This is a genomic window from Bradyrhizobium sp. i1.15.2 (genome assembly GCF_040548425.1).
In the GTDB taxonomy this organism is placed as follows: domain Bacteria; phylum Pseudomonadota; class Alphaproteobacteria; order Rhizobiales; family Xanthobacteraceae; genus Bradyrhizobium; species Bradyrhizobium canariense.
The window spans coordinates 189,267-209,810 of the sequence record NZ_JBEPRQ010000012.1; the positions used below are offsets into that span (position 1 = coordinate 189,267).

At 58.3% G+C, this 20,544-nt stretch carries 15 protein-coding genes and 1 pseudogene; 9 read left to right on the forward strand and 7 right to left on the reverse strand.

The annotated features are described in order from the left end of the window. Positions 1 to 3: 3 nt before the first annotated feature. The 7 genes and pseudogenes from ABIB80_RS22425 to ABIB80_RS22455 all read right to left on the reverse strand — a co-directional run bounded on the left by ABIB80_RS22425 (position 4) and on the right by ABIB80_RS22455 (position 10,659). Positions 4 to 354, reverse strand: a complete 351-nt coding sequence (locus tag ABIB80_RS22425; RefSeq protein WP_354128371.1) for a hypothetical protein — start codon at positions 352 to 354, stop codon at positions 4 to 6. Between the two features lie 657 nt (positions 355 to 1,011). Further along, on the reverse strand, positions 1,012 to 1,287 hold the full coding sequence (locus ABIB80_RS22430; protein WP_354128372.1) for a hypothetical protein: 276 nt from the start codon (positions 1,285 to 1,287) through the stop codon (positions 1,012 to 1,014). Positions 1,288 to 1,624: 337 nt separating this feature from the next. Further along, positions 1,625 to 2,653: an LLM class flavin-dependent oxidoreductase gene (locus ABIB80_RS22435; RefSeq protein WP_354128373.1), complete on the reverse strand. Its 1,029-nt coding sequence runs from the start codon at positions 2,651 to 2,653 to the stop codon at positions 1,625 to 1,627. 109 nt (positions 2,654 to 2,762) lie between these two features. Next, positions 2,763 to 3,972: pseudogene (locus tag ABIB80_RS22440) on the reverse strand (pyridoxal phosphate-dependent aminotransferase). Positions 3,973 to 4,572: 600 nt separating this feature from the next. Continuing rightward, complete coding sequence (locus ABIB80_RS22445) at positions 4,573 to 5,862, reverse strand: branched-chain amino acid ABC transporter substrate-binding protein (protein WP_354128374.1); 1,290 nt, start codon at positions 5,860 to 5,862, stop codon at positions 4,573 to 4,575. A gap of 511 nt (positions 5,863 to 6,373) precedes the next feature. Next, a complete protein-coding gene (locus tag ABIB80_RS22450) occupies positions 6,374 to 7,078 on the reverse strand; it encodes a MerR family transcriptional regulator (protein ID WP_354128375.1) in 705 nt (234 codons plus the stop codon). A 2,636-nt stretch (positions 7,079 to 9,714) separates the two neighbouring features. Then, positions 9,715 to 10,659: a LysR family transcriptional regulator gene (locus ABIB80_RS22455; protein ID WP_354128376.1), complete on the reverse strand. Its 945-nt coding sequence runs from the start codon at positions 10,657 to 10,659 to the stop codon at positions 9,715 to 9,717. A 462-nt stretch (positions 10,660 to 11,121) separates the two neighbouring features. On the opposite strand from ABIB80_RS22455, the gene ABIB80_RS22460 reads away from it, so the two are divergent. The 9 genes from ABIB80_RS22460 (at position 11,122) to ABIB80_RS22500 (ending at position 20,460) form a co-directional block, all read left to right on the forward strand. Beyond that, complete coding sequence (locus tag ABIB80_RS22460; RefSeq protein ID WP_354128377.1) at positions 11,122 to 11,520, forward strand: response regulator transcription factor; 399 nt, start codon at positions 11,122 to 11,124, stop codon at positions 11,518 to 11,520. Further along, on the forward strand, positions 11,517 to 12,149 hold the full coding sequence (locus ABIB80_RS22465) for a NodA family N-acyltransferase (RefSeq protein ID WP_354128378.1): 633 nt from the start codon (positions 11,517 to 11,519) through the stop codon (positions 12,147 to 12,149). The genes ABIB80_RS22460 and ABIB80_RS22465 overlap by 4 nt, the downstream gene beginning before the upstream one ends. Next, positions 12,146 to 12,823 (forward strand): chitooligosaccharide deacetylase NodB, encoded by a 678-nt coding sequence (gene nodB / locus ABIB80_RS22470; RefSeq protein ID WP_354128379.1) that lies wholly within the window; start codon positions 12,146 to 12,148, stop codon positions 12,821 to 12,823. The genes ABIB80_RS22465 and nodB overlap by 4 nt, the downstream gene beginning before the upstream one ends. Beyond that, positions 12,820 to 14,175: a chitooligosaccharide synthase NodC gene (gene nodC, locus ABIB80_RS22475; RefSeq protein ID WP_354128380.1), complete on the forward strand. Its 1,356-nt coding sequence runs from the start codon at positions 12,820 to 12,822 to the stop codon at positions 14,173 to 14,175. The genes nodB and nodC overlap by 4 nt, the downstream gene beginning before the upstream one ends. Positions 14,176 to 14,199: 24 nt before the next feature. Continuing rightward, positions 14,200 to 14,829, forward strand: coding sequence for a nodulation methyltransferase NodS (nodS, locus tag ABIB80_RS22480; RefSeq protein WP_354128381.1), 630 nt, complete (start codon positions 14,200 to 14,202; stop codon positions 14,827 to 14,829). A gap of 11 nt (positions 14,830 to 14,840) precedes the next feature. Next, positions 14,841 to 16,553: a nodulation protein NodU gene (gene nodU, locus ABIB80_RS22485; protein ID WP_354128382.1), complete on the forward strand. Its 1,713-nt coding sequence runs from the start codon at positions 14,841 to 14,843 to the stop codon at positions 16,551 to 16,553. Between the two features lie 4 nt (positions 16,554 to 16,557). Next, on the forward strand, positions 16,558 to 17,472 hold the full coding sequence (gene nodI / locus ABIB80_RS22490; RefSeq protein ID WP_354128383.1) for a nodulation factor ABC transporter ATP-binding protein NodI: 915 nt from the start codon (positions 16,558 to 16,560) through the stop codon (positions 17,470 to 17,472). 3 nt (positions 17,473 to 17,475) lie between these two features. Then, positions 17,476 to 18,264 (forward strand): ABC transporter permease, encoded by a 789-nt coding sequence (locus tag ABIB80_RS22495; RefSeq protein WP_275174135.1) that lies wholly within the window; start codon positions 17,476 to 17,478, stop codon positions 18,262 to 18,264. 192 nt (positions 18,265 to 18,456) lie between these two features. Then, complete coding sequence (locus tag ABIB80_RS22500; protein WP_354128384.1) at positions 18,457 to 20,460, forward strand: carbamoyltransferase family protein; 2,004 nt, start codon at positions 18,457 to 18,459, stop codon at positions 20,458 to 20,460. Positions 20,461 to 20,544 lie beyond the last annotated feature (84 nt).

Genomic DNA, 20,544 nt, shown 5'->3' on the forward strand with positions numbered 1-20,544 from the left:
GGATCAATGCATCTTGCGATTAGCGCTGCAGATGCCGACTCGGCTAAGAGGATCCTCAGTGCGGCGCGGTTCGCTGGTCATGAACATTCTCGTTGCAAAATCCAGCGACCGGAATGCTCGGTCGCGGACCGCCTGCGGCAAATCGGGAGTCGCGTCGATCGCAGCGCGCGCGTCGCTCATAATCTTATCTTTTGCGGAAAGAAGCTTTGCATCTAACATTACATGAAGCGTCTCTCGAACGTCGGGTGAGATCGAGCCGTCTGCATCGATCAATTCTCGAAGTTTCCAAAACATACGCTCGACTGCTACCATTGAACCGAGGACTGACATCAGTCTTGGTGATATCATTGCCATCTCCTTCTCCAGCCAGAGTCTGGCGACCATCCCAGCGAAATCAGATCTGTTCCCGTTTGACACCGGCGCGCGCGGCGACCCTGAAACAGGCAAATAACTGGGATGCAATTTCCCTGCTACGCCCAGGGGCGTGAGACGCAGGTTGCTCAGGGGAGCTCGCAAAGCGTGCGATTGCGAGCAAGGCATTTATCTTTCCTGTGCTCCAGGCCGTAACCAGGGCGCGTGCGGCGGCTCACGTCGAAAACCGACATGAAGGGTGGTTCTGTTTGCGACAAACCGCCAGCGGCATCGGAGTTGGACTTCTCCTGGCAGGCGTCCAATGCTTTTCCGCTTGTTCACTGGATCGCTCTGTTGTTCGGGCGGAATTGACTGAGTGATCCCGGTCCACGCAACGGGGGTCATCCGATACCCGGTGCTCAGGGCGCGCCCACGCGTTTTGTCATTGCATGGGTGCATCGAGATTGAGCCTCCCGATCTGGCGGAGGTGTGTTGGCCGTGCGCCCACGTTGACCTTGATCGATCTCTTGACTCTCCATCGACCGACTGGTCGAGCTCAGAAGAGATGCTAACTTGAACGCACATATCATTTTTTATGCCGGAGTCCGTGTCTCGGATTGGTTTCACGTCGTCTGTCTTACTCTCCTCGTCCCTGCACGGCTATGCTGTGCAAACCGTGCATTTCACCCACCACCGGCCGCCGCGTTCCTCTGCGCGCAACTTGCCGCGGCGGATCCGAGAGAGCACGGCTTCGGGGCTTATGTGGTTCATCGCTGCGAACCGCTGAACAGTGAGGTAGTCCTCATCGAGAGGTCGCGGGGTGCTAATGCCGTGCTCGGCCAGCAGAATGCGCAGCGAAGCCAACTCTGCCAGCACGACATCGAGCTTACGCGCGATCTCTTCGGTCTGAGCGGCGCGCTGCCGGGATCGCGTCACGACAGGTCCGCTCGAGCAGTAAGCCGCACCTCGGATTCGTGTAGAATGCGATCGTTGAACCGGCCCGCCAAAGCGGAACGAGCGTGAGCCGACTTACCTGACCAGGCAATCCACTGCTCGGGTAGTGTCAACGCATGCAATGTGGAGGACAGGCCATTCATTGCCGTTACGCCTCCCGCTTGGTGATGCAGTCCAAAGGACCGAGTCCGCGTCGAAGCCGTTTGGACCGCAAGAGCGGCCTTACAAATGCATTCGGCTCCGGTACTCATTGGCCTCGGCGTTGCCATTTGCTGCCTAGTCAAGAGCGAAGTTACTGGGATTGCTGTTGGGTTCGCCGTCAGTGCTGTGCCGCTATGAGCTCGGAGTGAATCGCCGTTGCCGTATTGAGGCAGGCATCCAGGGTCAGAGATCCGAAGGCGAGCTGGCAAAGACGATAGTTGGTCCCTGCCTCTGCCAGATGGTGAAGAAGAGTTTGGCGCACCGAAGCGCCCGTTCCGACAACGCACAGTTCACTGTGGATTGCGGCTTCCAAGGCCAGGGGCAGGTTGGATGGAGGCGGGATGTCATTGAGCTCGTACAGGACCTTAAAGTGTTTGAGCCATCTTTCGTAAGCTGGCGCGGCGAGCGAACGGGCCGCTGCTTCAGAGCTTGCGATTACGACCATGCGGAGCAATGCGCGAGACGGTGCTGAACCGCTGGCGTCACGCTGCGCGCTTCGATGAGCGTGATAGCGATCGCTGACCTTGCGAACGTTAGAAGAAGGCCCCATGCACGCCGGACTTGCGCCATTTGCCGCCGCCCAAAGGGCGGACTCTGGCGGACTTGTAGCAATCCATGTCGGGGGACAAGGACGCTGGTGAGGTGAAAGCGTCAAAGGAACGTCGCTTAGCGCAAAATGTTGCCCTTGGTATGAGAGCGGGCCGCCATTCATCGCGCTAACGAAGATTTGGGAAGCTTCCTCGTAACGGCTTGAGGCAACATCGGCTCCAACCCCAAAATAGCTCAGTTCGATCGGCAGGGAGCCGCGACCGAGCCCGACCTCAACCCTGCCGCTGCTTAGGTGATCCAACATGCAGATCTCCTCGAATGCACGCAGCGGGTGATAGAGGTTGAGCAGCATAACCAACGGACCAACGCGAAGTCGCCGTGTGCGTTGTATGACGCTCGACAGAAGCAAGTTCGGCGAAGGGCCCCTTCCGTGAGGATAGCAATGATGCTCCGCCAGATGATAGGCATAGAAACCCAGCCGGTCGTAGGCCTCCGCCAGCGCGAGGCGGTCCGCATATTGCCGGGCGATATCGCGGCCGTCCTCGTCAAGATGATCAAAGATGCCCCAGGTCAGGTTTGTGGGAAGAACGTTTCTCACTCAGTTATCTCCTAAATAGAGGGGGCGGGAGTCCGCCGGATTGCGTGGGTGCAAGAGGCGCGCGCTGGCAATGCGCTGCATAGGCTGCGAAGCCGTTCTCAACGGCGCGTCATGCGCTGATTGGATGAAAACTGACTCCGGCTGCGTCGCGAAGCCGCATCAGATGTTCGTCCAGATCGATCACGAACGGGAATCCGTGACATGAGTTGAAGGGGCCACTAGCCACGGCATCCAACTTTCTTAAGAATGCCGCCACAGCTCTAAGCAACGCATCCATCTGGCGCTTTGTACTGATGCTAACCCGAATGTACTCTTCCAGCCCGGCATCCGGAAAAAAGGCGCCAAGGACGTTGTGTTCTTCCAACGCCGCCTGCCACCATCTGCCACTCTGGCCTACGGGCACACGGGCGAGGAGGAAATTCGCGTGGGAAGGCGTTAAAGAGAACCCAAATTCTGAAAGGGCGGCCGCTACGCGTTGCCGCTCAAGCCTGACGTGGCGATGGTTCTCCTCGTAGGCGTCGCGATGCGCAAGGACGCTCATGCCCAGCGCATGAGCCACCACATTCATGTCAAAAACATTCTGGATGTTGCGAAGCCGCCCAATTAGCTTGGGATGGCCGAAACCGAAGCCGACGCGAATGCCAGCAGCGGAATAACTCTTGGAAAACGTGCGCAGTACCAGAAGAGCCGAATGGCGCTCAACAAGGCGTAGGCCATCCTCAGGTGCGAAATCGCCATAGGCTTCGTCCAATACAATCAATGGGTCAGATCGCATAACGAGCCGTTCAAGTTCTGCGAGCGGAACAACGGGTTCCGGTCGGATTGTTTGGGTTCGCCAGCAGAATGAACTTGGCATCTTTAGCGGGACCGAAAAGCAGCTCATCCATTGGCAAGCAGTCAGTTTCATACCGGGGAATTTCAATGAAGCGGCTCCCTTGCAACATGGCAAGCTTGCGATCGAACGAGAAGCCCGGCGACATCATCGCGATGCCATCGCCGGGGGCAAGAAAGGCTCTGTAGATCAGACTGAGGAGTTCAGACGATCCATTGCCAGCCATCACGCGATCGGTTGCGATGCCATAGGCAGCTGCGGCGGCTTCTCTCAAGCTGATATTGTCGTCTTCTGGATAAAGGTATTGCAGCTCAAGAGCCGCAATTGCGCTTCGCATCACGATGCCTGGCAAAGGAAATGGGTTCTCACTTGTGTTCAGTTTCACGCAACCATTGTCCGGGGTAGGCCGGCCGGACGGCAGAGCACCCAGCTCGCGGGCGACTGGCGAGAGGGAGGAGAGCAGAGTTCGCATTTCGCATCCAACCAGGTGTTCTCCCTTTGGTGTGTCGACGAGAGCGGTTGAGGCCGCTCATCGAGCTTAGTCGATACGCGCGCTATGTTCGGGACCGGGAAGCGCAAGGCACGACTGAATGCGAGCGTTGGGGGCGATAGGTCGGCTTAGACTAAGCGTCGCACCGGATCAGAGCCTGTCTCAAGGGCCGGTAGCGATCGCGCGGATCAGGCGCCGCACGGCGTTATCCCAGCGAATACTCGTTTCCACGAGGGGATGGAACGCCACGTCCACTCGGCCGAACAACGCTGGTAACCCTTGCCTTGAACTGGCGCAATCAGCAGACCGACTGCGCGCGACTGACATCTTGCCACAGGGTGCGTTCCTTCTGAAGAGGCCCGGACGGCTCACTCCCGAGAGCGAGACGCGCATCAGTTTGACTAGCTGGAAGAAGGTGCGGATGTTCGTCGCCCTTATGAGTCTGGACCTGGTGCTCACTGCAGTGGCACCAGGCGAATGGGAACGTACTCTTCGGGCGACTGTTCGGGCGCGCACGACAGCTGTAATAGCACTGCCGCGAGAGCGAGAAATGCGGCGACCGCAGCGACTGCCAGGCACGTGAGCAGGGCGTAATCGCTATGTCGAGGATGGTTCATCATTCGAACGCTCCGTGCAGTGCTGGGACTGGCGATCCGTTCTGCTCGACCGCGTCGACGCTATTGTCGCGCCAGCGGTAAACGATGAAGCCAGGAGCGGCATTGTCTCCCTTGGAGTCCAATCGAACCGTGCCAATGGTCGTTTTGATGAGCCCGAGCGTAGGGCCGCAGCGACCGGGGTGGGATCGAAGGTGCCGGCTTGTTTGATGGACTCTGCCCATGCTTGCACCGCGGCATAAGCGTAGAGCGTGTAACCCGCGGCAGATAGGTTCGAAGTCTTGAGCCTGGCGACGGCGGCTGGCTCTGCAGCATTCTTCGTCGGGTCCGGCATAAAGGTGAAGAGCGTGCCGTTTGCGGCGTCGCCGGCAATGGCCAAAAACTCGATTGGCATCAGCGGATCGTTTGCGATCACGGCCAGACGTGCGCCCGCCTCCCCACTTTGACGCACGATTAGGCCGATCTCGTCGTAATAGCTGGCGAGATAGACGATCTGGAGTCCCTCTCTCTTCAGTCTCGAAACCTGAGCGGTGTAATCCGTCTCGCCGCCGGCAGCATAGCTTTGTCGAACAGTGTGCTCGCCAGCTGCACGAAGCTGTGATTCAATGATCTCGGTGCTGACCTTGCCTGCTGTACCTTTGTCGTCGAGGACCGCGAGCTTTGCGCCTTGGTGGTGCCGCACGATATAGTCGGCCGCAAACCCGCCTAGTTGGTCATCGCGGCCGCAAATCCGAAACAGCGTGGTTGCGTCACGCTCTGTCAGAGAGGGATTCGTCGAGCCAGGTGAAATCTGAAGCACCTTGGCTTCGGCGTATATGTCTGAAGCACAAAAGTGCCCAAAGACAAGCTTGATCCCGTCAGTTGTAAAGCGATTGGCAACAGCGACGGCCTGCTTGGGATCCCATGCGTCGTCGGAAATCCTCAACACGAGCTTTGTGTCAGGCAGCAGACGCGATGCATTTATCGAATCCACTGCCGCGGACGCTCCGTCGCGTATCTGCGCGACCAGCGCCGCAGTGCTTTCCATCATTGGGCCCGCTACCGCAATGTAAGCATCTTTTGCCCAGGCGCTCGAACTTAGGATTGAAGAAAGGAGCGCGGCAGTTGCAAGGTTATGAACGGGAAGAATCGACATGTGGAGCTCCCGATATGGCGCGACTTCTTGATCGGCTTCGCCGTTGGTACGACGCGGCGACCAGCAGCCCGGCGCAATGATGTTTGAATCGAACTCAGGTTGGTACGAACGGCTCAAGTTGTTGCGAGGCTCATCCATAAATATCCGGCGGGCACGGACGAACGGACCTTGCGGGACTGGCCAGGAGGGCGTTCTCTAGGCGTCAACAGGACCCATATCGAGCATCCTGCCGGTGCCCCGTAGACTCATCAATCTCCTGTGCGCGGCAGATGTGTGCCGACGAGGCGCTTGAAAGGCCCGGACGATCATCCGCCGACTTGTTCTCGCCGAGGCCTCTCACCTGGAAATTCCGAAAGCCATGCCAATCATTGGAGTCTCCATCGGTCTAGCCGACGCTCTGTCCGCCCCGCCGCTGAGACGATGCGTTAGATGGTACAATTTGACGTTACGTACGAATCAAGTACTTCGAAGCGTGCTCGTCGAGGTTGATCGCCAAGAGCCACAGAGCCAAAGACCCAAAAAGTCACAGACAACGTAGATTCGAGGGCGAAATGCTAGCGGCTAACGATCGTCCTCAGACTCGAAGGGGCACTATCAACCCATTGGGTTTAAAGACATTCCGGTAACCGATTGCGTGCGCAACCGGGCGTCAACTCTTTCCGAGCTGGTCCTCTAGCGCGGCGAGGGCGAGATCGAGGTATTGCATGAGGCTCGCATCCCAGCCGGCGAGATTGTGTGGTTCGGTCAATCGCGTCAGCACCTTGAGTACCATTGAGACTGTCGAATCAGCTCCTCCGATCTCAGTCAGCAGCGAACGGGCCTGACGCGCGACCGCTTTTGCTCGTTCACTGCATGGAGGCTCGCCCTGATCCATGCAGCTTCGTAGCTCGTCGCGAATCTTCCGCCACCGTTCTGCGTTAGCGGCGCACATCGCCGAGGGGGTAGGCTCCTCAATCCGCGACATTGCGTCTAACGTGGCCGGCAGTTGGTCGACACTGACTTGCGTCTCACCTTGCGTCGTAATACTGCGTATTCGGTCCCTTAATAATGTCGCCTGCGCGACTTCACGTTCAATCCGCTCCAGATGGTTGCGCAACAGGTCCGTGAGAGACGTTCGCCCCTCGATTGCTTTGCGGATCTCAGGAAGTGAGAAGCCGAGATTACGCAGCGCGAGAATCTGGGTGACGCGTTGTAGGCTTTCATGGTCGTACATGCGGTGACCGCCATCAGTACGTTCCGAGACCATCAGCAACCCGATATGTTCGTAGTGATGCAGAGTGCGTACGGTTACACCGGTCGCCTCTGCAAGTTCTCCAATGCGCCATCGGCGCCGTCGTGGTCTGGCGTTTGTCATGGTCCTCTATTTACATGCCTACAACCTGACGCCACGTGAGAATCAAGTTAATTCAATGATCTAGATGATGGTCTCTTGCTGCGTACCGCAAAAGGACTAAGAGCACGCTGTTGATCAAGCGGCCGAGACAAGTGCAAGCATCAAGTTCGCCAGCGACCCCAATTCATCACTCGCTGCGCGTTGCAGAACAAGTCTCGCGATCGCCGCGCGGTTCTCGCTGGTTCGCATGCATGTCGGTAAACACGTGATTGCTTGATCAAAGAGGTGTCCCAACATCGCGAGATCCTCCGGATCGTAGACTCCACTCGACTCACCCAAGAGTAGGCTCCTTTCATTGTCGCACTCGCGCCGCACGTGACGAAGCCGTTTGGCCGTGGTGGGGCAAAAACGAGACGGAGCGGCGACGTGTGCGAAAGAATATGTCAGGAGGAGCCGCGTGATGCCGTTGTGCAACACGGCGTACGCTTCCTTTTGTCCAAGGCGTCGCTAGCTGAAACTATGTAATTTCTCCTGGATACTGCCGCAGCGGTAGCAATCTGCTGTCTGATCGGCGCGAGAAGCGACCGCCATGTGCATGCAGCTCCGCTTGATCTTTAGATGCTGCTTCACGAAACGGCGGACCCAGACACAGTCCTGATCAGATGGGCCTCTTTCGGTCGCAATCCTTCCTGTGATGTCCCTCGTTGAGCCTGACGCTGATCGGTAAATCATCGCAAATCAGTTCTACCGCCACGTCGTGGCGCGCCGCCGGCTCGGCGCCTATGGTAGTCCGGTTGAGATGGCATTGTGGGCGCGAAGGCGTTGCTCGCGCATGGCTACATCTGTTTTTGGAATGCCACAAGATGATGGCTGCTCTTTAATGGCGCAAGTCCGCGGCGGCAAAGCATCGGCAGAATGAGCGAAGGCGAGTCTCAAAAGCAATCCCGGCATGCATCTCAACGCAAGCGCATTTGGCGGCGGGCGAAACGTTGCTCGCGATTGAGGACCGACTTTCGAAGGAGCGCTCCGGCATCCGCTGAAGGTGGAGGCGTTCAGAATGGGTCGACGGGCCCCCGCCACCACGCGGTCAGGCCGGGCAAACGCCGACGTGCCATGGCCCCTACCGCAATAACTCGCATATCCAGACCTGTACCGGATCAGTGTCGCGCAGCGCAGTACATCGGACGGTCTCGCCAGATGCAATGCACTAGAAGCTGCAAGGATCCGCAGCGGCGTAGTCTTCACAAAGCTTGGCGAGCCTTGCTGGCAGCCGCGCCATACGGGGTCCGCAATAGCAAAGGAGGATGATGCTATAGCTTGGAGGAGGATCTTAATGCGCATCTTAAGACCATACTCAAGCCAAAGACCCCTCGAATCAGAGGGGCAGTTTCTGGGGATTCACCGCAAGTATCCTATCGAACATAGGCTCGAAGTTTCTCCTGTCGCGGTATTGGCTTGCTCGTCCGGCAGCTCACTCACTCAATATCATCCTCGAGCGGTATCGCTTTGGGTGCGTGCTTTGAGCATAGATGCTTCGGGGAAGATAGACAAATGATGTTACCGCGCCGAAGGAGCCCATCGGGCTCAGCGGTGAGGGGTAGCAACTCGAGACCGACGGCGGTGGCACCGCGCGCGTCACGCCACGACACTTTCGAAAGGACACTACTGTCGCGAGATCCGAAAGAAGGACCCCGCATACATCATCAGATTTGGCTTGGGTGAACAGGTCGGCCGAAATGATCAAAAACTGTCGCTGGAGCAGGGCTTGGCGAATGGAAGCGGCGAGCCCCTCCCTTCCGTGCGCAGACATTGGCACAGTTGCCGTCCTCTCATCATAAACACTGATCACCGAAACACGCGCGCAGCGGGACCATGCCCCGTGCTCATGGCCTGTATCCAGGTTGAGCCTGCGGCCAGCGACTTTGCGGTTGCCCTGATCATCCCGGATCGAGCACAATAAGGGTAAGATATGCGCCGCTGAGATGGCGTGTCCCCACCTCCATTCCAGCCTTACGCAATGCCTCTCACTTGCCGGTCGGCTCTCCCGAGTTTAGGTCAGCTCGCGTTGGGCTTCGCGGGCGCGACCGTGGCGGGCATTGGCGTTCGGCAGAACAAGCTGTTCCGACGCAAACAAGCGAGCATCGCCCCCGGTAGGTCGCCCGCCACATAGACGTCGAGCTACAGGTGTGCTTCGGCATTGCTTCGATCGCCGGGCCCCAGTTGACGGCTAGGAGAATGCCAACCGTCAGGCGATGAGCGGTGTGGGAGTGCGCTACCAGCGTCCACCTTGCAGCCTCGATCGCAGGTGCTGGTCTACAACCTGACGCAGCGTGCGGTTCAAGGGAATTTTAGTGCTGAGGCCGATACTGTTCACCTGATTCGCCGGATGATTTCGCGAGCTCTGTGCTCGACTCACATGGACCGGCGCGATGCTGCCGGCCCGGATCAGCGCAAATTGTTACGGAGTGCCGCCGAGCGGCCTGTTTGAGGCGCAAGATCGTCATGGCAGCGCGAGATCAATAGCGCCAACGACCCGATCAAACCGCGCTCAAGCGCGCCCATTTCGACCCTTGCCCAACGTCAGTCAGAGGACCGAAGCTTCGAGCCTGGCGTAGATCTGGTTAATCGAGAGCAGCTCGCAACCGGCCCGAACAATCCTACAACGGGCTGTGAAATTGGCTGGTCTCGGGCGGAGAGACCATCGTGGATGCCTCTTGGAAGAATATGTTGCGCATCCAAATGCTTGCGGGATCAGTATTATGAATGGCGGGCCATTGGACGGCCTCGGTGAATGTCAGAAGTCGCAACGGAGGTTCGACAACCCGCAGGGGCATCGTCTTTGCGAAATGGCTGACGAGTCTTGAGGGCATGCTCGCGATACGGTTGGTGCCCAATAACATAGGCGGAATCATACCAAAGCCTTGCACAGCGACCTCGGTGCGTATTTTGAAACCATGCTCGAGCAAGAGCCATTCGCGGAAGGAGGGCCTCAAGAAACGTCCAAATTGAGCTTCCACGTGCCCGATTGACATGTAGTTCTCGAACGTAAGTCGCGATGTCAGCTGCTTGTTCATGGGGCAGCCCACGCAAACGAAAGTGTCCTCGAACAGTGCCGCCTTTGGATGCGCACTCGACATGAACATCTCCGGATACATCAGAAAATCAACTTCACCGCGCCGGAGAAGCTCATCGGGTTCCTCTGAAGGTGGCAGCAATTCGAAGCGGATTCTAGGAGCCTCCCGCACGACGCGGTCCACGATCCTTCGAAAAAATACGACAGTCATGAAGTCGGACAGGATGATCCTGAATCGCCGATTTGATTGGGACGGATTGAAGTGGTCCGGAGAAATGATGGAGAGCTGAATGTGAGCGAGGGCCTCGCGAATCGGGGCTGCGAGCGCTTCAGCCCGCGGCGTTGGAACCAGTTTTCGGCCCCTCATCGTGAATAGCTCATCTCGAAAGTAGGTGCGTAGCCGCGCGACGGCGGCACTCATGGCGGGTTGACTGAGATTGATGCTTCTTGCCGCCGTGGTGAGGTTGCCTTGCGTCACCAGGGCGTCGAACGCGACGAGGAGATTCAGATCGAGGCCCTTGAAACGCATAATCGTGAGTGATCCACGCTGTGAATGTGTTCTATCGACACAATCGATTTTACCCTTTGTACCGAATGAGGATAGCAAACGATCGTATAGCGAGAAGTCAGATCTACCAGAATGGTTACACATCGTTGCGCGTCTCAGCCCAGCGCAGGGGATCGATCAAGACGTCTGGACCGTGCCGTCGCAGCTTCGCGCGTGTTGCGCAAGCCATATCTCGATCGAGGACGGTGGGCATCCGCAAACTTGCGTTGGCGTATACGACGGGCAAACCTTCGTTTGGCTTTGCCAACCCATTCTATATTTGCCGTGTACCGCCGTAGAATTGAGCGAACGCTCAACTTGGCCGTAGATTTCCATCCAGTCAGACCCTCCCGGTTGCGGGTGCCGAATGTGTTGTGGTCGCAGTCGATTGGATCGCATCCTTGCTGGGGTGAAATCGTGCGGAACATGCAAGCGAAGACGTCCTTGGCGAATCTGATGCGAGTTGCGCACACGCTCGATGTGGTCTCGATTGTGAATGCAGATCAGTCAGTGCGTGAAGCTCTCACGGATGTGGTGTTTTCCGCGGGCTACGTGCCAGAACCCTTTGAGAGCGCAGACGGGTTCTTGAAATCGGGTCGCCGTTTGATCACGTCGTGCTTGATCGCGGACATGCAGTCGAGCGTGATGAGTGGCCTTGAGCTTTTCCATCATCTGGTTGCATCCGGAGGCGCGATTCCCACCGTTCTGCTCACAGACCACTCCGGAGACCACGTGAGCCGAGTCCTGCAAGCTGGACTCCAGTTCCTGAGCAAACCTTTCGAACGTTGCGAACTGCTGGCCTGCGTCAGGAGCCAGATAATGAATAGGAGTTACTCTCCATGAACATGATCGCGCCCGCGTCCACACGAGGTGTTTCGGCGCGCCCTCCAGTTCGTTGGAGGCTGTGCTGGGAGAATGAGCTTCAAATTGCTGACCATATCGAATTGTCCGACTTCTTCCGCAAGACCTATGGTCCGACCGGGGAATTCAATGCAAAGCCCTTTGAAGGTCATCGAAGCTGGGCCGGCGCAAGGCCTGAGATCCGGGCAATTGGCTACGATGATCGTGGCGTCGCGATTCACATCGGCGCACTGCGCCGCTTCATAAAAGTTGGTGAGGTCGATCTGCTCGTGGCTGAGCTCGGATTGTACGGGGTACGCCCGGATCTCGAGGGGCTCGGAATCAGCCACTCCATCCGCGTGATGTATCCCGTATTGCGAGATCTTGGCGTGCCATTCGGCTTTGGCACGGTCCGAGCTGCCCTGCAGAAACATATTACCAGGCTGCTCGGACGACAGGGCTTGGCGACTGTTCTACCAGGGCTCCGCGTTCGGTCCGCTCGTCCGGATATCTATCTCACTGTGCCTCCGACGCGCGTGGAGGACGTGGTCGGCCTCGTTCTGCCGATTGCTAGGCCAATGAGCGAATGGCCGGCCGGTGAGATGATTGAACGGAACGGGCCAGAGCTGTGACGTCAACACACGACGTGACTGAAGCGCGGAGCGACTACGCCGAGGCCGGCGGAGAGCACTGCGTCTATCTGACCTTTGATGATGGTCCAAACCCGCATTGCACGCCAGCTATCCTGGACGTGCTGGCCCAGCATCGGGCTCCCGCCACCTTCTGCGTGATCGGTGCGTATGCAGCGGGCCAGCCGGAGCTGATCCAGCGCATCATTGCTGAAGGGCACGAAATCGCAAACCACACAATGACGCACCCGGAATTGTCCAAATGCACGCGGGATGAAGCGCAATACGAGATCCTTACCACGAACAAGGTCATCGGAATGGCCTGCCCCCGAGCCTCTGTGCGGCACATGCGCGCGCCGTACGGGATATGGACGAAGGAGGCACTCGCCGCGTCGGCGAAGGCTGATCTAGCAGCCCTGCACTGGTCAGTCGATCCGCAAGACTGGGCTCGTCCCGGCGTCGAGGCGATTGTTGCCGCAGTGCTGACCTCGCTGCAACCGGGGGCAATCGTGCTCCTGCACGACGGATGCCCTCCCGACGAGCTGGGACGCCGCCCTGATGCTGGTCGGCGTGACCAGACCGTAATGGCGCTCGCCCAGCTCATTCCAGCACTGCACGACCGTGGATTTGCAATCCGGTCGCTTCCTCAACCTAACCGAATCGATCAATGCCCATGACCTTGCTTGCCACCATCAGCACCGTTGCTGTTGCCTCTTACGCGTTGCTCTCCAGCGTCCATAAGAGCGCCCAGGCGCTTTATGCGCTGCGAACCGACGCCACACTGCCGCCGTGCGACCCGGTCAACACCGGTGCTCTGCCCAGCGTGGATGTCATCGTGCCCTGCTTCAACGAGGACCCGCGTACGCTGGCGGCCTGCCTGAAGTCTATTGCAGGCCAGGACTACCCAGGGCGATTGCAGGTCTATGTGGTCGATGACGGTTCCGCAAATGTCGGTGCAGTGGCACCCGTACACGCAAGCTACGCACATGACCCGAGGGTCAGCGTCATTCTGCTGCCAAGCAATGTCGGAAAGCGCAAGGCGCAGATTGCCGCGATACGCCGCTCATTCGGCGATCTCGTACTCAACGTCGATTCCGACACGGAAATCGCCAGCGATGTTGTCAGCAAGCTCGTACGCAAGATGCAGGATCCAGCCGTCGGCGCGGCCATGGGTCAATTGACGGCCAGCAACCGCAACGACAGCTGGCTGACCGGATTGATCGACATGGAGTACTGGTTGGCTTGCAACGAGGAGCGTGCGGCGCAGACGCGTTTTGGTGCGGTCATGTGCTGCTGTGGGCCGTGTGCCATGTACCGCCGTTCCGCGCTCATGTTGTTGCTCGACCAGTACGAGACGCAGTTTTTCCGAGGAAAGCCAAGCGACTTCGGTGAGGACCGCCATCTGACGATCCTCATGCTCAAGGCAGGATTTCGAACCGAGTACGTTCCGGACGCCATCGCCGCCACGGTGGTCCCGGACAAGCTCTTGCCGTATCTGCGGCAACAGCTCCGCTGGGCGCGGAGCACTTACCGCGACACGCTACTCGGTTTGCACCTGCTGCCCGGCCTCGATCGGTACCTCACGCTCGATGTGCTCGGACAGAACCTCGGGCCGCTGCTGCTCGCCATCTCGTCGATTGCCGCGCTCGCTCAGCTCGCGCTCACCGACAGCGTGCCCTGGTGGACCGGTCTGACCATCGTCGCGATGACCATGGTTCGGTGCAGCGTGGCGGCGTTTCGCGCCCGCGAGCTTCGATTTCTCGGATTCGCGCTGCACACCCCGATCAACATCTTCCTCCTGCTCCCAATGAAGGCCTACGCGCTCTGTACCTTGAGCAACAGCGACTGGCTCTCGCGCAAAGTAGCGAAATCAGACGTTGATGGATCGAAGGCCTCGACCGAAAAGGCGACAACTGGACCAAGCCTTAACCCAGGATCGGGAACGCCTGGCTCAATTCGCAGGGCAGGTCGTTTGCGCGCCTCCCAGCGGCTGATCGCGTCGGATGACGTTGCGGCCGAGACTGAATAAGCAATTTTGTAGAGGGATAAACTCGTGGGTGTTGACAACACATATCAATCGTTAGAACGGGAGCTGGCTAACGACGACCCGTGGCGGCTTGACGACAATCCGTTCGAACGTAAGCGTCACACCCAATTGCTGCGGCTATCGCTGTCGGACGGCGCCGTCTCAAACGGCCTCGAGGTCGGGTGCGCGGCCGGTGCATTCACAGAGAAGCTTGCTCCTCACTGCAAACGACTCACGGTCATCGATGTTATGCCGCGAGCGATCGGTCGAGCGGTCCAGCGGACCAAGAGGTGGTCGCATATCAGCTGGGCGGCGAGCGATATTCTGCAGTTCTCGACCGCAGAGTTGTTCGATCTGATCGTGGTCGCTGAAGTTCTTTACTATCTCGAAGACATGACACAGATGCGTATCGCGGTCGACAATATGGTGAAGATGCTTGCTCCAGGTGGGCATCTGATCTTCGGATCTGCACGTGATGCCACCTGCAAGCGATGGGGGCATGTCGCTGGCGCCGAGACGGTCATCGCGATGTTGACTGAAGCGCTCATTGAGGTCGAACGCGCGCAGTGCCAGGGGCAGTCAGCTGACGAAGACTGCTTGTTGGTCCGCTTTCACAATCCGGAGCATTCTTCGGTCCGTCTTAACGGCCGAGCTTGAAAGGAGCCACTATGCGTATCTGCGGTATCAAGTTGACGCATGACGGGGCAGTCGCTCTGATCGAGGACGGCCGGCTGGTGTTTTGTGTCGAACAGGAGAAGCTGAACAACAATCCGCGTTATCAAACCATTGACAACCTGGATTCCGTTGTTGGCGCCTTGGCGGAGCACGGGCTGGATCCGAGCGATGTTGATCAGTTCGTCATTGATGGCTGGGATGGAGAGTTCGAATCACAGTTTGAAGTCCTTAGTGGGCCGACGACCGTCAAGCTCAAGGGCGCGCCGTATGTCGAACGGCACGGCGACAGCCCCCTGACGTCCCGCGATCGCATCGGCCTCATGCTAGACGGGAAGCTATATCCTTATCAAAGCTATCCCCATGTCACCGGGCACGTAGCATCCGCATACTGCGCCAGCTCGTTTGCCAAATCCGCACAATCTGCTTTCTGCTTGGTGTGGGACGGCTGCATGTTTCCACGCCTCTACTATGTCGAGCCCCACGGCATCCGTTTCATCGAATGCCTGTTTCCGATGATAGGTCACGCCTATGCGACGGCAGGACATCACTTTGGACCTTACAGGCGGGCGGACCGGACCAGCTGGGATCTCGGTATAGCCGGCAAGCTGATGGCCTATATCGCGCTGGGATCGCCCGACGGGGATATTATCGAGACGTTTCAGGAACTCTATGAGGCGCACTTTGCCACGCATGCTGACCGCGCTTGCCGTGAGCTTGCAGAAACCAACAGCTCACGATCGCCACTTGAAGCTCTGCACGACTTCTTCGATGCGTGCGCACTGCGATTGAAAGCCAAGCAAGCCGAAGACGTCCTTGCGTCATTTCACGTCTTTCTAGAGCGTCTGCTGGTTCGCACAATTTCTGATGTTGTGCAGCGGCATTCGGATCTTGCGGGGGCGCGTAACCTCTGCATCGCCGGCGGCTGTGGCTTGAATATTAAGTGGAATAGTGCATTTCGTGCGACCGGCCTGTTCGATGCCGTGTGGGTGCCCCCCTTTCCAAACGACAGCGGCTCAGCCATCGGTGCTGCTTGCTCTGCACTGGCGGCACAGCAAGGCTTTAAAGCTCTGGAATGGTCGGTCTACAGTGGACCGGCCGTTCGTCCCAGCGAAGGCCCGCCCGAATGGGAGAGCGCGCCCTGCACGATGGGCGAACTTGCGGCAATTCTCGCGGGCGACAAGCCGGTCGTCTTCCTTGCTGGACCCGCCGAGATCGGACCACGAGCTCTGGGTGGCAGAAGCATTCTCGCAGCCGCGACCTGGGAAGGAATGAAAGATCATCTCAACGATATCAAACTTCGCGAGCATTTCAGGCCGGTCGCGCCGATATGCCTGGAGGATCGCGCGGTCGAGATTTTCAGCCCTGGCGTACCCGATCCGTACATGCTGTTCGATCACCAGACGCGACCGGAATGGCGGGACAAAATTCCGGCCGTCGTGCATCTCGATGGATCTGCCCGCCTACAGACCGTTTCCAGAACCTCTCCACATAAAGTGGCCGAGCTTCTCATCGCGTACGAGAAGCTCACAGGCATTCCGCTGCTTTGCAATACCAGCGCCAATCTGCATGGACGCGGCTTCTTCCCGGATGCCGCCGCCGCGTGCCAGTGGGGACGCGTTGATCACGTATGGTGTGACGGCCTGCTTTGGACAAAAAGGCGCGCGACCCAGGAAGCGGCGCGAACAACGTCCGTCGCGATGGCGTAAGCAAATGTCAACCGCGGCAGTCGACCTTTTCGAGGTGAGCAAGTCGTACAACGACAGGGTCGTCGTGGACGCTGTTTCGTTTACGGTCTCGCCGGGAGAGTGTTTCGGTCTGCTCGGACCAAACGGCGCGGGTAAAAGCACGCTTGCGCGTTTGATCCTGGGTGTTTCATCGCCCGACGCAGGTAAGATATGTGTGCTTGGCGAGCCGGTGCCGACACGTGCTCGCTTGGCGCGCCGGGGCATCGGGGTTGTCCCACAGTTCGACAACCTTGATCTTCAGCTCACGGTGCGCGAGAACTTGCTCGTTTTCGGTCGCTACTTCGCCATGAGCGCCACCGAGGTCAAAGCGGTCACGCCGTCACTGCTCGAATTCGCCCGCCTGGAGAACAAGGCGGATGCCCGGGTAGGCGAACTGTCCGGTGGCATGAAGCGGCGCCTGACGCTGGCTCGTGCCCTCATTAATGACCCGCATCTCTTGGTGCTAGACGAGCCGACGACCGGCCTCGATCCGCACGGCCGTCACCTGATCTGGGAACGCTTGCGCTCGCTATTAGCGCGCGGCAAAACAATTCTTCTCACCACCCATTTCATGGAAGAGGCGGAGCGATTGTGCGACCGCCTATGTGTGCTTGAGCACGGCCGCAAGATCGCCGAAGGCCGGCCTCACGCGCTGATCGAGCAGCAGATCGGCTGCCAAGTGATCGAGATTTACGGTGGTAATCCGCATGAACTGCTGCCGCTGGTCAGACCCCAAGTGCAGCGCGCTGAGGTCAGCGGAGAGACGTTGTTCTGCTATGTCAGGGATCCAGAGCAGGTGCGCGTCCGGCTTGCCAACCGCGCGGATCTCCGCCTTCTGCAGCGTCCTCCAAATCTGGAGGATGTCTTCTTGCGGCTAACCGGGCGAGAGATGAAGGACTGAACGATGTGGCAACGTTTTGCGCCGGCGCTCCCTGCTAATCCATGGAACTGGATCGCTGTATGGCGGCGGAATTTTCTGGTCTGGCGGAAAGTCGCTTTGGCATCGATTCTTGGGAATCTGGCCGAGCCGATGAGCTCTCTCTTTGGCCTTGGTTTTGGCCTTGGAATGATCATCGGTGGCGTCGAGGGGACCTCATACATCTCGTTTCTCGCCGCTGGCATGGTCGCCACAAGCGCGATGGTCTCCGCAACCTTCGAAACGATCTATGCGGCCTACGCTCGCATGCAGACAAATTGCACATGGGAGGCAGTGCTCTGTACGCCCCTTACGCTCGGCGACATTGTTCTCGGTGAAGTGGCATGGGCAGCGAGCAAGGCCTTGCTGGCTGGTACGGCGATTACGATTGTTGCCGTCGCACTGGGTTATGCCGAGTGGTCATCCATCCCCTATGCGTTACCAGCCATCGCCCTCACTGGCGTTACGTTCGCGAGCCTCGCAATGGTCGTTTCAGCACTTGCACCGAGCCACGACTATTTCATCTTCTACCAGTCACTCATTCTCACGCCCATGATGTATTTGAGCGGGGCGATCTTCCCAATGAGCCAGTTGCCAGGGTCATTTCAACGCATAGCCGCCTTCTTGCCACTGACTCATTCGGTCGATCTCATTCGTCCAGCAATGCTCGGCCGGCCGGTCGATAGCCTCGGCTTGCATGTGGGCGCACTTTGCATCTACGCGGCATTTCCCTTCCTCGTCTCGGCCGCGTTGCTTCGGCAACGCCTGATGCGGTGAGAGGAACAAGACCTCAAGCGAAGCATCGCGTGGGCGAGATCAGATATCGGGCGTAACGCAATGCGCGTGCGACGCTTATGTGGGCCTTGTTACGCTCGCAATGCCGGATCTGCCCGCCGCGATGTGCGGTCTACTTGCAAAGCAAGCGATACGAATAGGCCAACAGGCCTCTCAGGATGAACGGAGAACAAGATGCTGTGTCTAGGACTGAGTGGCGGGCTCGATAGGGTCTATGAAAATCCGCTTGAACTGCCGAACACGTTTCTGCACGACGGCGCCGCCGTACTTGTCAGGGACGGGCGCGTCATCGCTGCCGTTGAAGAGGAGCGCCTCAATAGGATCAAACACTCAAACAAGCTCCCGAGCGGTGCGATTCAATACTGTCTTGCAGCTGCGGGTGTGGAGCTTCGCGACGTCGATCGTATTGCGTTCTACGCCACCGAACCCTATTGCAACGCGATGCTCGAACGGCTGTTCATCTCACAACCCGAGATCTCAATTCCGCTAAATGCCAATTTGCTATTACGGCACCTTCTGGCGGCGGAGTTCGGAACCGAAATTGATCCGTCGCGGGTGTCATTCGTAGGCCACCATCAGGCCCATGCCGTGAGCGCTCTGGCGATGTCGGGGTTTGAAGAAAGCTTGGTTCTCGCGATCGACGGTTGTGGCGACTTCCTCTCGGGTCTCTTGGCGGTTGGGTCGGGTACCGAAATGACCGAGCTTATGACGTTTCCAGAGAATAACTCTCTCGGACTGTTCTATCTGGAGACGATCCGATATCTCGGTTACGGCTTGTTCGACGAGTATAAGGTGATGGGACTGGCTCCTTACGGAGATCCCGCACGCTATCGCGAGCTCTTTGCCCAATTCTATGAGCTCTCCGCAAACGGTGGCTACCGCGTTCACCTCGACCGGATCGGTCCGTCATTGCTGCGCAATATCGAAGTCCGGCGAAAGGGAATGCCGTTCACGCAACAGCATCAAGATGTGAGCGCATCGTTGCAGGAGGCGCTGGAACGGATCGTGTTTCATATCCTTCGGCACTACCGTGAGTCGACGGGAATGAAACGGTTGTGCCTGGCCGGCGGGGTCGCCCACAACTGCACTCTGAACGGAAAACTCCTGTATTCAGGCCTCTTCGAGGACATCTTCGTGCAGCCGGCTGCGCATGATGCCGGATGCGCATTGGGCGCGGCACTGATGGTGTCGAAAGAGGCCGGGCAGCCGGCGCCCCGCGAGCGACTCCAGGCGGTTTATTGGGGGCCAGATGTCGGCAGCGACGACAGCATCGAACAGGAACTGAAGCGATGGACCGGACACCTGGAGATGGAACGGACCGCTGACGTCGCAACCAGAGCAGCCGAGTGGATCGCTGATGGCGCCGTGATCGGGTGGGTACAGGGCCGGTCTGAGTTCGGCCCTCGTGCGCTCGGCAATCGCAGTATTCTTGCGGACCCGAGGCCCGCCGCTAACAAGGAGCGGATTAACGCGATGGTCAAGAAGCGTGAGAGTTATCGACCATTTGCGCCGTCGGTTCTGGAGGAGGATGCGGGCGCGTTCTTTGAGTTGCCGGATGGTCGCGCAGAATATCCCTTCATGAATTTCGTCGTTCGCGTGCGCGAATCCAAGCGTGCTTTGCTAGGGGCAATCACGCATATCGATGGTACCGCTCGGCTGCAAACGGTTTCCCGCACGAACAATGCCGCCTATTGGGATCTCATCAATGCGTTCAAGTGCCGGACAGGCGTCCCGATTCTGCTTAATACGTCATTCAACAACAATGCCGAACCGATCGTCGATTCCGTTGCCGATGCGATTACGGCGTTTTTGTCGACCGAGCTCGATGGTCTTGTGGTCGGGTCATTCCTCGTCAAGAAACGGGCAACAACGCTCGAAAGCTGGACTGAACTCGCTGTATCACTGCCGCCGCATGCATCTCTTTACCGGGTTCGCGCTCATGCGAGCCGAGAACGCCAGGAGACAGTCTGCGAGATCCGCATGGGTCACTCCAGCCATGACAGCGTGCGCGTCTCGCATGACCTGTTCGACATGCTGATGCAAATTGAGAAGGAAGCTGTTCTTGCCGATCTTCTCGCAAGAGTCACCTCTGACAGGACTAGGCGCGAAGGTCTCGTCAACGAACTGCGCGGGCTCTGGGATCAACGCCGTATTCGGCTGCATCCTGCGCGGTCGTAAAAGGTGAGCAATGCGGAAGAGGGCTCCGCCTCTTGCATGACCTGTCAATCGGGGGCCGTGAAGGATAGGCTTGCGGGTTGATCG